The sequence below is a fragment of the Micromonospora sp. NPDC047753 genome (genome assembly GCF_040642735.1).
GTDB lineage: Bacteria > Actinomycetota > Actinomycetes > Mycobacteriales > Micromonosporaceae > Micromonospora.
On record NZ_JBEYSL010000173.1, the window covers coordinates 1 to 12,499 of the forward strand.

General features: G+C 71.3%; 11 protein-coding genes. 5 read left to right on the top strand and 6 right to left on the bottom strand.

Annotated elements, in window-relative coordinates; genetic code table 11:
- A partial coding sequence (locus ABZ749_RS16645) for a catalase (protein WP_357228517.1) occupies nt 1–1,947 on the top strand: 1,947 nt, incomplete at its 5' end.
- Between the two features lie 108 nt (nt 1,948–2,055).
- Here the strand turns inward: ABZ749_RS16645 and ABZ749_RS16650 are convergent.
- Entirely contained in the window at nt 2,056–2,928 is an 873-nt protein-coding gene (locus ABZ749_RS16650; RefSeq protein WP_357228520.1) for an LLM class F420-dependent oxidoreductase, read from the bottom strand.
- Nucleotides 2,929–3,077: 149 nt separating this feature from the next.
- On the opposite strand from ABZ749_RS16650, the gene ABZ749_RS16655 reads away from it, so the two are divergent.
- Genes ABZ749_RS16655 through ABZ749_RS16665 form a run of 3 tightly spaced genes read left to right on the top strand, consistent with a single transcriptional unit; the run spans nt 3,078 to nt 6,393 of the window.
- A complete protein-coding gene (locus ABZ749_RS16655; RefSeq protein ID WP_357228523.1) occupies nt 3,078–4,232 on the top strand; it encodes an acyltransferase in 1,155 nt (384 codons plus the stop codon).
- The gene (alr, locus tag ABZ749_RS16660) at nt 4,229–5,371 is read left to right on the top strand and encodes an alanine racemase (protein WP_357228526.1); all 1,143 of its coding nucleotides are present in this window, start codon (nt 4,229–4,231) and stop codon (nt 5,369–5,371) included. The genes ABZ749_RS16655 and alr overlap by 4 nt, the downstream gene beginning before the upstream one ends.
- Nucleotides 5,368–6,393 (top strand): D-alanine--D-alanine ligase family protein, encoded by a 1,026-nt coding sequence (locus ABZ749_RS16665; RefSeq protein ID WP_357228528.1) that lies wholly within the window; start codon nt 5,368–5,370, stop codon nt 6,391–6,393. The genes alr and ABZ749_RS16665 overlap by 4 nt, the downstream gene beginning before the upstream one ends.
- Nucleotides 6,394–6,405: 12 nt before the next feature.
- Here the strand turns inward: ABZ749_RS16665 and ABZ749_RS16670 are convergent, their stop codons facing one another.
- The 4 genes from ABZ749_RS16670 to ABZ749_RS16685 are packed head-to-tail and all read right to left on the bottom strand — an operon-like array spanning nt 6,406 to nt 10,049.
- The gene (locus ABZ749_RS16670) at nt 6,406–6,909 is read right to left on the bottom strand and encodes a hypothetical protein (RefSeq protein WP_357228531.1); all 504 of its coding nucleotides are present in this window, start codon (nt 6,907–6,909) and stop codon (nt 6,406–6,408) included.
- Entirely contained in the window at nt 6,906–8,366 is a 1,461-nt protein-coding gene (locus ABZ749_RS16675) for a HAMP domain-containing sensor histidine kinase (protein ID WP_357228534.1), read from the bottom strand. The genes ABZ749_RS16670 and ABZ749_RS16675 overlap by 4 nt, the downstream gene beginning before the upstream one ends.
- Complete coding sequence (locus ABZ749_RS16680) at nt 8,363–9,055, bottom strand: response regulator transcription factor (RefSeq protein ID WP_357228537.1); 693 nt, start codon at nt 9,053–9,055, stop codon at nt 8,363–8,365. Before ABZ749_RS16680 ends, ABZ749_RS16675 begins: the two co-directional genes overlap by 4 nt.
- Before the next feature lie 16 nt (nt 9,056–9,071).
- Entirely contained in the window at nt 9,072–10,049 is a 978-nt protein-coding gene (locus tag ABZ749_RS16685) for a phosphatase PAP2 family protein (protein ID WP_357228540.1), read from the bottom strand.
- Nucleotides 10,050–10,320: 271 nt separating this feature from the next.
- Between ABZ749_RS16685 and ABZ749_RS16690 the strand changes: the two genes are divergently transcribed.
- Entirely contained in the window at nt 10,321–10,827 is a 507-nt protein-coding gene (locus ABZ749_RS16690) for a winged helix-turn-helix domain-containing protein (protein ID WP_355006572.1), read from the top strand.
- Between the two features lie 73 nt (nt 10,828–10,900).
- On the opposite strand, the gene ABZ749_RS16695 is transcribed toward ABZ749_RS16690, so the two are convergent.
- A partial coding sequence (locus tag ABZ749_RS16695; protein WP_357228543.1) for a kelch repeat-containing protein occupies nt 10,901–12,499 on the bottom strand: 1,599 nt, incomplete at its 5' end.

A 12,499-nucleotide genomic window follows, 5' to 3' on the forward strand; every position in this document is an offset into this window, starting at 1 on the left:
GTGCTCCTCCAGGACCACCACCTACGCGAGAAGATCACGCACTTCGACCACGAGCGCATTCCGGAGCGTGTGGTGCACGCCCGCGGCGCCGGCGCGCACGGGGTGTTCACCGCGTACGGCACCGCCGAGGCGGTCACCCGTGCCGGCTTCCTCAAGAAGGGCCGGGAGACCGACGTCTTCGTCAGGTTCTCCACTGTGCTCGGTTCGCGGGGTTCGGCCGACACGGTCCGCGACACCCGTGGCTTCGCCACGAAGTTCTACACCGACGAGGGCACCTTCGACCTGGTCGGCAACAACATGCCGGTCTTCTTCATCCAGGACGCGATCAAGTTCCCGGACATCATCCACGCCGGCAAGCCGCACCCCGACCGGGAGATCCCGCAGGCGCAGAGCGCCCACGACACCTTCTGGGACTTCGTGTCCCTGCACACCGAGGCGCAGCACCACACCATCTGGAACATGTCCGACCGGGGCATTCCGCGTTCGTACCGGACGATGGAGGGCTTCGGCGTGCACACCTTCCGCCTCGTCAACGAGGCCGGGGAGACGGTGCTGGCCAAGTTCCACTGGAAGCCGAAGCTGGGCGTGCACTCGCTGACCTGGGAGGAGGCCCAGCTGCTCGGCGGCATCGACCCGGACTTCCACCGACGCGACCTCTACGACGCCATCGAGGCCGGCGCGTATCCCGAATGGGAGCTGGGCATCCAGGTCTTCCCGGACACTCCCGAGGAGACCTTCGCCGACATCGACCTGCTCGACCCGACGAAGATCGTGCCAGAGGAACTGGCCGAGGTGCAGCCCATCGGGCGGCTGGTGCTCAACCGGACGCCGACGAACTTCTTCGCCGAGACCGAACAGGTCGCCTTCCACCTCGGTCACCTGCCCCCGGGCATCGACGTCACCAACGACCCGCTGTTGCAGGGCCGGCTCTTCTCGTACCTCGACACGCAGCTCACCCGGCTGGGCGGGCCGAACTTCACGCAGATCCCGATCAACCGCCCGCACGCCGCCGTGAACGACATGCTGCGCGACGGCTTCCACCAGCACGCCGTGCACGCCGGCGTCGCACCGTACCGGCCGAACTCGCTCGACGGCGGCAACCCGTTCCCCGCCGGGGACGCCGAGCACGCCTTCGTCGACGTGCCGGTCACCGTCGCGCAGGCACCGAAGGTACGCGCGAACCCGGCCTCGTTCGACGACCACTACAGCCAGGTCCGCCTGTTCTGGCTGAGCATGTCGCCGGTCGAGAGGGAACACATCATCCGGGCGTACACCTTCGAGCTGGGCAAGTGCTACCACCAGGCGATCAAGGAGCGCCAGCTGCAGAGCCTCGCCAACATCGACCCGGTGCTGTGCGAGCAGGTCGCCACCGGCCTGGGCCTGCCCGCACCCCAACCGACCGTCGCCCTCCCCGACGTCACGCCCAGCCCGGCGCTGTCGCAGGTCGGTCGGGAGTGGCCGAGTGACGGCCGGACCGTCGGAATCGTCGTCGACCCCGCCGGTGACCTGGACGGCGTCGACGAGGTCCGCCGGGCCGTGTTCGACGCCGGCATGGTGCCGCTGCTGATCGCCCCGCACGGCGGCATGGTGGGCGACCTGCCGGTGCAGCGCACCTTCGCCACCGGCCGGTCGGTCGAGTTCGACGCGGTCCTGCTGGCCGGAGCGCCGACACCCGCACCGGATGCCCTGCCCGCCCGCGACGCCAAGGCGGGCACGCCGGGCCCGGCGACCGTGGACCCCCGCGTGCTGCTGCTCGTCGAGGAGTGCTGGCGGCACGCCAAGGCGATCGGCGCCTGGGGTGCCGGCGTCACAGTGCTGGAGCAGGCCGGCGTCGCCGGCACCCCGGGCGTCGTGGCGGCAGGCTCGGGTGCCGAGGCGCTGACCGCGGTGCAGCAGTTGATGGCCGCGCACCGGGTCTGGGAGCGGTTCCCCGCAGCGGTCGCCTGACCCCACCACCGACGAGGGCCGTCCTCCGTACCACCGGGAGGACGGCCCTCGGCGAGTCCAACCATCGCATGGGGTCCGGTTCGTCCCCGCCGGCATCGGCGAGGCGAATCAGCCGATGTCGGCCAACCGGGGCAGCACCTCGTCGCCGAGCCGCCGGGCGAACTCGACCGGGTCCCGATCCGGCGTCACCTGCACCTCGCTCACCCCGAGCGCCGCGTACGCGGACACCTCGGCGAGGAACGCGTCGGTGTCGTCCAGCGGCGCCTGGGAGGCGACCACCGTCTTCTCGATGGTGTCGTAGTCGCGGCCCTCGGCGGCGCAGTGCCCGCGCAACACGTCCAGCTTGCGGGCGATGTCGTCGATGCCGCCGCGGCCGAACAGGTTGCAGGCGTCGGCGTACCGGGCCACCAGCAGCAGGGTCTTCTTCTCGCCGCCACCACCGATCATGATGGGCGGACGCGGACGGCTCAACGGCTGTGGCGAGTTGATGGTCTCGGCGAGCTGGTAGTGCTGCCCGTTGAACGGGCCGTCGTCGGCACTCCACATCTGAAGACAGACGCGCAACGTCTCCTCCAACCGCTCGAACCGCTCGGCCACCGGGACGACCGGCACACCCAGTCCGAGCTGCTCCCGCTCGTACCAGGAGGCGCCGATGCCGAGGCGGGCCCGACCGCCGGAGAGCACGTCGAGGGTCGTCACGGTCTTGGCGAGCAACCCCGGGTAGCGGTACATCACGCCGGTGACCAGTACGCCCAGTGTCATCCGCTGGGTCATGGCCGCGACGTAGCCAAGAGTGGTGTACGCCTCCAGCATCGGCTCCTCGGCCGCGAACACCGCGTCCATCTGGAAGAAGTGGTCCATCACCGTGAACGACGCGACCCCGGCCTGCTCCGCGACTGTCGCCGCCTGCGCCAGGGTCGGCGCGATCGCCGCCGGGTCGGCCGGGATCGAGTAGTTCCAGTAGTGCAGTCCGAGCTTCATGGTCGGCACCTCCGCAACGAGCCTAGTGCCGTCCGACGTCCGCCGGGGGCGGCTCGGAACCGCCCACGGATCGGGTCCTGCGCCGTCCATTACCGGATCATGACATTTCGTGGATCACGTGCGGATATCCGGCTGGCAGCTTTCGGTGCGTGATCCCACAGCCCACCAGGTCCCGGCCCGCCGAACTGGAGCCCGACGCGACGCGCGTCCGGTCTCGCCACCGCCAACGGACCGGACCCGCCAGTGCCTCCGCACCCGCCGCCGCCGGATCACACCGGGCGCAGTGGGCGGACGCCGCGAAGGGCGTCTGCATCGTCCTCGTCGTCCTGTGGCACGTCGTCGTGAAGGACTACCTCCAGGTCGACTGGCACGTCGGCGTACCGGTGCCGGGCTTCTGGGGAACGCTGGGTGAGCAGTTCCTGCCACTGCGGATGCCGCTGTTCTTCACCATCTCGGGCGTCTTCGCGGCGAACGCCGTCCAGCGGCCGTGGCGGGTCGTCGCCCGCAGCCGGATCGTCGGGTTCCTCTACCTCTACGCCGTCTGGCTGCTGATCCACACCGTGGTCCTCGCCGCCGCGCCGGAACTGCCGACCGACCGCGCCACTTCGGCGCTCGGCCTGCTGGAGCAGCTCACCGTCACGCCGTCCAACCTCTGGTACCTGTACGCCCTGGCGCTGTACTTCACGATCGCCAAGGCGACCAGCCGGGTGCCCCGGGCGCTGGTCCTGGTGCCCGCCGCCGCGTTGTCCGCCGTCGCTGCCGCCGGCCTGCTCGACACCCCGGGTAACCGCGCCGGCCTCTACCAGAACCTGGTCTTCTTCCTCGCCGGCCTGTACCTGCGGCCGCAGATCCAGCAGTGGGCCGCCACCGCCAGCCGCCGCCGGCTGTTGCTGACCTCGGGTGGCTACGTCCTGGCGCTTGCCGCGATGGCGGTGACCGGCGCCCAGCAGTGGTTCGGAGTATGGCCGGCGGTCTCGGTGGTGGCAGTGATCTTCGGCATAACCGCCGCTGCCCGGCTGTCGCGGTGGTCGGCGCTCAGCGAACCGCTGGCTAGGCTCGGCCGCATCACCCTGCCGATCTACGTCATTCACATGCCGGTCCTGGCCCTGCTGCACCGGCTGTTGCTCGTACCGGTTTCCGGGCTGGGTGGGTCCGCTCAGGGCTTGATCGTGCTCGGTTATCCGATTCTGCTGAGCGGGTTGGTGATCGGTCTGAGCCTGGCCGTTCACCGCCGGCTGCTGGCGGTCCGCGCGGGCTGGCTGTTCGCGCTGCCCGGCAGGCGCACGGTGGAGACGGCCGGATGAGCGCCCTCGCCGAAGCTCTGGTCGACCTGGACGCGATCGCCAGCAACGTGCGGACGATCGCGTCGGTCGCCGGCACCGGACTGATGGCAGTGGTGAAGGCCGACGGGTTCGGCCACGGGGCGGTGCAGGTGGCCCGGGCCGCACTGCGCGCCGGCGCCTCCTGGCTGGGAGTGACCTCGACGGCCGAGGCGCTGACCCTGCGCGAGGCGGGTGTGACAGCGCCCACGTTGAGCTGGCTGCACGGTCCGGATGACGACTTCGGTATCTTGATCAAGAGCGGCGTCGACGTCGGCGTGTCCACGACGACGCACCTGCACGCCGTCGCCGACGCGGCCCGCCTGCTCGGCGCACCGGCGATGGTGCAGCTCAAGGCGGACACCGGGTTGTCCCGCAACGGGGCCGCCGGGGACGACTGGCCCGAGTTGGTCGGTTGGGCCCGCAAGTACGAACGAGAGGGCGGGATCCGGGTGCGCGGGGTGTGGTCCCATCTCGCCGACGCCGATCTGCCGGGCGCCCCGGCGCTCACCCGTCAGGTGGCGATCTTCGAGGAGGCGCTGCGGACCGCACGGTCGGCTGGCCTGGACCCTGATCTCGTCCACCTGGCCAATTCGGCCGCCGCGCTCTCCGCACCGCGGACCCGGTTCGACCTCTGCCGGATCGGGATCGCCCTCTACGGCGTGGACCCGTTCGGCGTGAGCGGTCCGGGTGAGTTCGGGCTGCACCCCGCGATGACTCTGCGGACGAGCGTGGTCAACGTCAAGCGGGTGCCGGCCGGCACGGGCGTCTCCTACGGGCCCGACCATGTGACCGGCACACCGACCACGCTGGCGCTGCTGCCGCTCGGCTACGCCGACGGGCTGCCCCGGGCCGCGGGTGGCAGCGCCTCGGTGTGGCTCGCCGGCCGGCGGTGCCCGATCGTCGGGCGCATCGCCATGGACCAGTGCGTTGTCGACGCCGGGGATCTTCCCGTGATGATCGGCGACCCGGTCGTGGTGTTCGGCCCGGCCGAGGGCGACCAGCACCCTCCGACGGTCGTCGAGTGGGCCCGCTGGGCGGACACGAACCCACACGAGATCTTGACCGGCATCGGGGCCCGGGTGGCCCGCGAGCACCTCCATGGAAGGGCACGGAACTCATGACAACCCGACTGGCAGTGCTGTACGGCGGGCAGAGCGGCGAGCACGACGTGTCCTGCCGTTCGGCGGCGAGCATCCTCGCCCACCTGGACCGTGAGCGGTACCAGGTCACCGAGGTGCTCATCGACCGCGACGGCGGGTGGCACGTCGGCGGTCGACCGACGCCCCTGCCCGCGGCGTTGCGTGTCCTGCGCGCCCAGGACGTGGTGTTCCCGGCCCTGCACGGCCCGTACGGCGAGGACGGCATCGTGTCGTCGCTGCTGGAGTGGCTCGGCGTGCCGTACGTCGGCAACGGCGTCTTCGCCAGCGCCGCTGGCATGGACAAGGGGGTCACCAAGCGGCTCCTCGCGGCGGAGGGTCTGCGGGTCAGCCCGGGGGTGACCCTGCGTCCCGGTGAGGCCCTGTCGGCCGAGGACCAGCGTCGGCTGGAGCTGCCGGTCTTTGTCAAGCCGGCCCGTGCCGGGTCGAGCCTGGGCGTCGTCAGGGTGGACGACTGGGCGGGAGTTCCCGCCGCGCTGGAGCAGGCCCGCCAGGTCGACCCGAAGGTGCTCGTCGAGCAGGGGGCGCGGGGACGCGAGATCGACGTGGCCGTCCTCCAGCACCCGGACGGCCGGGTGCAGGCCGGTCCGCCGCTGGAGATCCGGGTGACCGGCGCCGGCTTCTTCGACTACGACGCGAAGTACGACGGCGGGGCGACCTTCCAGATTCCCGCCCCGCTCGACGCGGCGACCACCGAGGTGCTTCAGGACCGGGCGATTCGCGCCTTCCAGGCCCTCGACTGCCGTGGGCTGCTGCGGGTCGACTTCTTCCTGCCCACCGAGGGGTCACCCGAGCCCATCGTGAACGAGGTCAACACGTTCCCCGGTTTCACCGCCGCGTCCCAGTTCCCGCAGATCTGGCAGCAGGCCGGCATCGGCTTCGCCGCCCTGATCGACATCCTGATCGCCGGCGCGCTGGCCGACCAGGACCACGGCCACCACAGCGGGTTGCCCCGGCCGCAACGCGCGGTCGACCACCTGGTGTGAGTCGGCGTTCGGTCACCTGATCGAGCACGCCCGAGGCCCTCGGTCGCCGTCCGACCCGACGATGGTGACGGTGGTGGCGGTGGTCGCCGCGCTGACCTGCGCCGCGGCGGCGACCGTCGTGCAGATGATCTGGTCGACCGCCTGCTCCGACAACGCCCGCGCGGCGATGTCCGCCCGGACCGTGAGGCCACCGGTCCGACCGGTTCCCGCCGTCACCGTGACCGGGTCCAGGCCCGCCGGAACGTCGCTGGTGAAACCCTGGGCACGTTCGTCCGCCTGGGGACCGGCCGCGAGCAGCGAGAGCGCGGCGGCGGGCGGCGGGGCCGTGTTGACCGGGCGGAGGACCAGCACCAGTTCGCCCCGCGCGAGCAGGTAGAGCCAGGCACCCTGGGCGGAGCCGCTGACCGGCGGGCGACCGGTGATGACAGTGCTGGGTCGTACCCCGCAGCCCGCCGCGACCAGCGTCAGAAGCAGGCCGCCGACGAGCATCGCGCGGCCCGTCCGTCGGCCGGTCACCGGGCACCTCCGGTGTCGGCCGTTTCGCGGGGCAGGCGGAGGGTGAACACCGCGCCGCCGTGGGTGCCGTTGCCCGCGACGAGACTCCCCCGTCGCTCCCCGTGGCGGTGCAGGCGCGCGTTCTCCCAGGAGATGGCGAGACCGAGGCCGCTGCCCTCGGAGCGGGTTCGCGCGGTGTCGGCCTTGTAGAGGCGGTCGAAGACGTGTGGCAGCACCTCCGGGTCCAGTCCGGGCCCCCGGTCGGCCACCTCGATGGTGACCCAGTCCGGGTCGGCGCCGAGTCGCACCGACACCGGCTCGGCACCGTGCCGGAAGGCGTTGCCGACCAGGTTGGCGACGATGACGTCCAGTCGGCGGGGGTCGAGTCGGGCCACGATGCCGGGTGGCAGATCCGTTCGTACCCGGTCCAGCCAGCCGCGGATCCGCAGGGTCGCGGTGACCGCCGCGGCCACGTCCACGTCGTCCAGGGCGAGCCGCGCGGTGCCGGAGTCGAACCTGCTGATCTCGATGAGGTCGTTGACCAGTTGGGTGAGGTTCTGCGTCTCCTGGCTGACCAGCCGGGCGGCCCGGCCCGCGTCCCCGGGAAGGTGTTCGGCCTCCTCGTCGAGCACGTCGGTGACCGCCGTCATCGCGGCCAGCGGCGTCCGGAGTTCGTGCGAGACGTCGGCCACGAAGCGGCGGGCGTCGGATTCCAACCGCCGCAGCTCGCCGACCTGCCGCTCCAGCGTGCCGGCTGTGTCGTTGAAGGTCCGTGCCACATCCGCCAGTTCGTCGGCGCCCCGGACCGTCAACCGGGTGCTCAGGTCGCCCTCACCGAGGCGGCGCGCCGCTCGGCTGAGGTCGCGGACGGGTCGCAGGACTCCGCGGGCGGACAGCAGGGCCAGCAGGACGGCGAGGACCAGGGACAACCCGCCGGTCAGCCAGGCCCTGTTGGCGAGCCGGTCGATGCTCTGCTGCTCGGGCACGAGATTGCGCACCGAGTAGACCTCCAGCCCGGACGGGCGGGACGTGCCGTCCGGGCGGTCGAGTGCCAACTGGGTACCGATGAGCAGTGCGGGTTCTCCGTCGAGTGAGACCCGCTGCCAGGCGATGCGACCGTCACGGACCTTCTGCCGCAGCTCGGGGGTGAGCGGGTCGGCGAGGTCGGAGCCGCCCTGCGCCCGCATGTCCCGGTAGACGACCACCGCGAAGCTCTCCCGGTCGCTGAGGCGCTGGGCCAACAGTTCGAGGTCGTCCTGGGTCGGCGGCAGCTGAACGATCGGGTAGACCTTGGTGAGCTGATCGGTCAGCGACATCACTGCGGCGTCCTGCGCCTGCTGCAGGACGACGGTCCGAGCCTGGAAGTAGCTGCCACCGGCCACCGCCACCGTCGTGGTCACGCCCAGCAGCGCGAACGCCAGGAGGAGCCGGACCCGTAGACCCGAGACCCACGCGCCGGCCCGGCGCCACAGCGTCACAGCGGCCCGAACCGGTATCCGAAACCACGCACCGTCTGGATGAAGACCGGCGCCGACGAGTCGGCCTCGATCTTGGCGCGTACCCGCTGGACGCACGCGTCCACGAGTCGCGAGTCGCCGAGATACCCGTGCTCCCAGACGGCCTCCAGCAGCTGCTGGCGGCTGAGCACCTGGCCCGGCGTGTGCGAGAGTTCGAGCAGCAGCCGCAGCTCCGTCGGGGCGAGGCTGACCGGCGTTCCGTCCTTGCTGACCACCAGCGCGGCCCGGTCGATAGTCAACTCACCGTGCTGTTCCAGGGCGGTCCGGTCGCCGCCACGCCGCGAGTCGCCACCGGTCCGTCGCAGCACCGCGCGGATGCGGGCCTCCAGTACCCGGGCCTGCACGGGCTTGACCACGTAGTCGTCGGCGCCGGCCTCCAGGCCCGCGACCACGTCCATGTCGTCGTTGCGGGCGGTGAGCATGATGATCGGCAGGTCGCCGAGCTGCCGGATCCGGCGGCAGACCTCGAACCCGTCCATCCCGGGCAGCATGAGATCGAGGACCACGACGTCGGACGGGGTCGTGCGCAGCCGCTCCAACCCCTGCTCACCGGTGCCCACCGCGTGCACGGTGTGGCCCTGTCGGGTGAGCGCCAACTGCAGTCCGTCGCGCACCGTCTGGTGGTCTTCGATCAACAGCACCTGGGACATGTCGGCAAGTATCCCATCATGAGATCTTTCGGGTTTCGGTCGTCGACGGTGGCTGCGGAGGGCTCCGCGGGGTGAGCGGCACCGCGAAACCCGTCGACCGCACCAGGAACACCACCGCCCCCACCAGCGCCATCGTCGCCGCGGCAGCGGCCACGATGGCGATCAACAAGCCGCGCTGCACCGAGGCGGCCAGACCGGGCACGACCACCAGCAGCGCCCAGACCAGCACGACCAGCCCGACCACCGCCTCGGCCAGCCTGCGCCAGAGGCTGCCGCCGTCCGTACCGCCTGTCGTGTCGCGGTCGCCGGACCAGGTCGCCAACGCTGCCGAGGCCAGGCAGAACAGGGTCACCCCCAGCAGTACGCCACCGAGCACGTCGCTGAACCGGTGCCAGCCCGCGATCATCGTGGCGGCGGCGATCACCGAGACCCCGGCCCCGCCCGGCGCCGCCAGCCAGCGCCGGGCCCACCCGGGCAGAACCAGCATGAACGCCAGCAGCAGGGCGGTCGCCGCCGCGACATGGCCGCTGGGGAAGCTGTTGTGGGTGGTGGAGCTCAGGACCTCCAGATCCGGGCGGGCCAGCTCCGATTTCACCGCGCCGGCCAGCAGCACCGCGCAGACGACGATGCCCACACCGGCGACACCCGCCACCAGCCGCCGGCGGAGCACACCCACCAGCAGCACCACACCGAGCAGGGCCGCGATGAGGGTCGGGCTGCCGAAGGTGGCCAGCACGGTCTTGGCCGGGCCCACCAGCACGGTCTGCTGCTCGTAGCCTCCGCCCCGCTCGGCGCGCGGCAGGAGAACCCCGTCCAGCCACTGCCCGGGGTACGTCCGCACGAAGGCGGCGGCGGTGAGGGTCAGGGCAACCAGACCGGACAGCGCCGCCGCGAGCAACCGAAGCCCCAGGGGAACCGCGGCGCGGGCGTGGGGCAGCGGTCGCGCCGGACCGGGCGTCGACCGCCCGACGGAGTACAACGATCCGATGGACATGGCGACCATGCTCGCCTCGGCAGGTCCGTACCCCGTCCTCGGATTGTCTTGGTTCTGTCACAACCACCCCCACCGCTTCCGGAGAAGCGGATCGTCGGCGGTGTGGCCCGGGTGGACCTGGACGGCTCGATGGGATTCACATGCTTGCATGCAACTATGTTTTACCCAGCCGAGATCAGCCACCACTAGGGTCAGGACGCCGATCGATGTTTCGGTCGGCGGTGCGAAAAATCCATCCGGAGTGAGTTGGGGAACCGGAAGGTGTTGGCAAATGCAGGGAACTCCAGCGGCCAGCCTGGTCATCGGCATCGCATCCTCGCCGGCCGAGCGGCGACATCTGGCCCGGCTGCTCGGCGGCAGTGACGCCTTCCTGATCGTCTCGACAGTCGACCAGGCACGAGACTTTCTCGGGGTGGTCGAGGCGCCTGCCGCCCCGGCTCCCCCGACCACCGCGGCGCTCGCCGAGGTGACGCCGAGCCCACAGCCACCGCCACCGGATCTGGCCGTCGACTCCGACCGCCGGGTGCTGCGCTGGCGCGACCAGGAGATCGACCTGACCCGGCTGGAGCACGACGTCCTGCTCTGCCTGGTGCACGCGCCCGGTCAGGTCTGGACCTACGAGCGCCTGCACCTCGAGGTCTGGGGCAACCGGCACCTCGGCCGGGGCTCCGACATCCACTCGGTGGTCCGCCGGGTGCGCGGCAAGCTCGCCAGTCTCAACGCCGCGGCGACGATCCACTCGGTACGCGGCGTCGGCTTCCGGCTCGCGCCCGTCTGATCACCCCGGGCGCGGTCCGGCCCGCCTGGTCGGGGACCAGGCGGGCCGGACTTCTTCGGCTAGTGCTCAGGCGTCAGCACCTGATGGGCGCCAACCCGAAGTTCTCCACCGTCGGGGTGGCGGTGTCGATCCTGGTCTGACGGGTCTGCGGCTTCCAGCCGTCCTTGGCCACGATCATCGTGAGCGGGTTGTTGCGGCGGTCCACCCAGTAGGCGTACTTGCCCTCGGCGTCGGTGGCGAAGGTGTACGACGCCGCCCACGAGTCGACCTGCACGACCGCGCCGGTGAGCGGCGAGGTCGCACCCTGGCAGCTGGTGCCGGTGACCGTACCCATGAGCTTGCCCCAGGTCTTCGGGGGGTTCGCGGTCATGGTCACCGCGACCGGTGCCACCGAGTACGGGGTGTTCTCGGAGATCGCGACCGCACCGGAGTAGGTGCCCGGCTGGTCCACGTTCGCCGTCAGACCGACGGTGACGGTGACCTTCGCACCCGGCGCGAGGGTGACCGCCGACTTGTCGATGGTCATCCAGCTGACGTCGGCCGCCGACTCGGAGCATCCCTCGAAGCCCGGGAGCACCTCGCTGTCCGGGGCCGCGTTGAAGCTGCCGGACGAGCCGCCGATCTTGTAGAAGCCGCACGCCGCGCCGCCGCGGTACCGCGCGGTGTTGGCGTTGGGCAGGTTGGACCACGAACCGGCCGCCGGGTCGAAGGCGAAGCCGGCGTTGCTGATGGCCCCGCCCTGCGAGCCGCCGACGACGAGGAGCTTGCCGCTGGCGACGGCGTACGAGCTGGCCCAGTTGTCGGCCGGCGCGTCGGCGACGGCGGTCCAGGTGTTGGCACCCGGGTCGAAGGCGTAGCTGGACTTCTGTGCGGCGGATCCGTCGTTGCCGCCGGTGCAGTAGAGGACGCCGTCGATCCCGCCGCAGGAGGCGAAGGCCACCGACTTCGGGTAGTTGGCCATCGTCTCCCAGGTGTCACCGGTCGGGTCGTACCGGACGACGCTGTTCGACATCGGCAGACAGGCCGCCGTCGTGCAGCCACCGACCGCGTACAGCTTGCCGTCGACGACGGCCTGACCGGCTGCGGCCCGCGGTGCCGGGTTGTCGGCCAGTTCCGTCCAGGTGTTGGCCGCCGGGTCGTACGACCAGGTGGCGGAGTCCGGGCCGGAGTCGCCCCAGCCACCGCTGACGATGATCTTGCCGTTCACCACGCCCGCGGTCACCGCGTTACGCGCGCCGGGAAGGTCGGCGATCGCCGTCCAGGTCTGCGCGGCCGGGTCGTAGGCGTAGTTCTTGGTGGTGGAGGCCTCACCGTCGCCACCACCGATCGAATACACCTTGCCGTCCAGGTTCACCACCCGGTTGTCCATGATCGTGGCCGGGTAGTTGGCGATGTCGGTCCACGGCGCCGCCTGCGGGCCCGCCGCCGCGGCAGCCGCCTTGGCCTCCTTGCCGGACGCCTTGGCGGCGAACGACGTCGGTACGGTGAGCCGCTGCTCCGGCGCGCCGCTGGACCCGAGCACCTGCTGCCGGGTGACAGTGGAGCCGTCCGCCCGCAGGAGTTCGAACCCGTTGTCCCGCTCACCGAACTTGACCTCGACCGGCGCGCCGCCGGTGTTCGTCACAGTGAACGACTTGCTGGTCTTGCCGTTGGGCATCTGAAGCGTCGCGCT

Coding starts and splice junctions, on each gene's coding strand:
- ABZ749_RS16650 (WP_357228520.1), bottom strand. CDS start 2,928: ATGAAGCTCGGACTGCACTACTGGAACTACTCGATCCCGGCCGACCCG.
- alr (WP_357228526.1), top strand. CDS start 4,229: ATGAGCGCCCTCGCCGAAGCTCTGGTCGACCTGGACGCGATCGCCAGC.
- ABZ749_RS16665 (WP_357228528.1), top strand. CDS start 5,368: ATGACAACCCGACTGGCAGTGCTGTACGGCGGGCAGAGCGGCGAGCAC.
- ABZ749_RS16680 (WP_357228537.1), bottom strand. CDS start 9,055: ATGTCCCAGGTGCTGTTGATCGAAGACCACCAGACGGTGCGCGACGGA.
- ABZ749_RS16685 (WP_357228540.1), bottom strand. CDS start 10,049: ATGTCCATCGGATCGTTGTACTCCGTCGGGCGGTCGACGCCCGGTCCG.
- ABZ749_RS16690 (WP_355006572.1), top strand. CDS start 10,321: ATGCAGGGAACTCCAGCGGCCAGCCTGGTCATCGGCATCGCATCCTCG.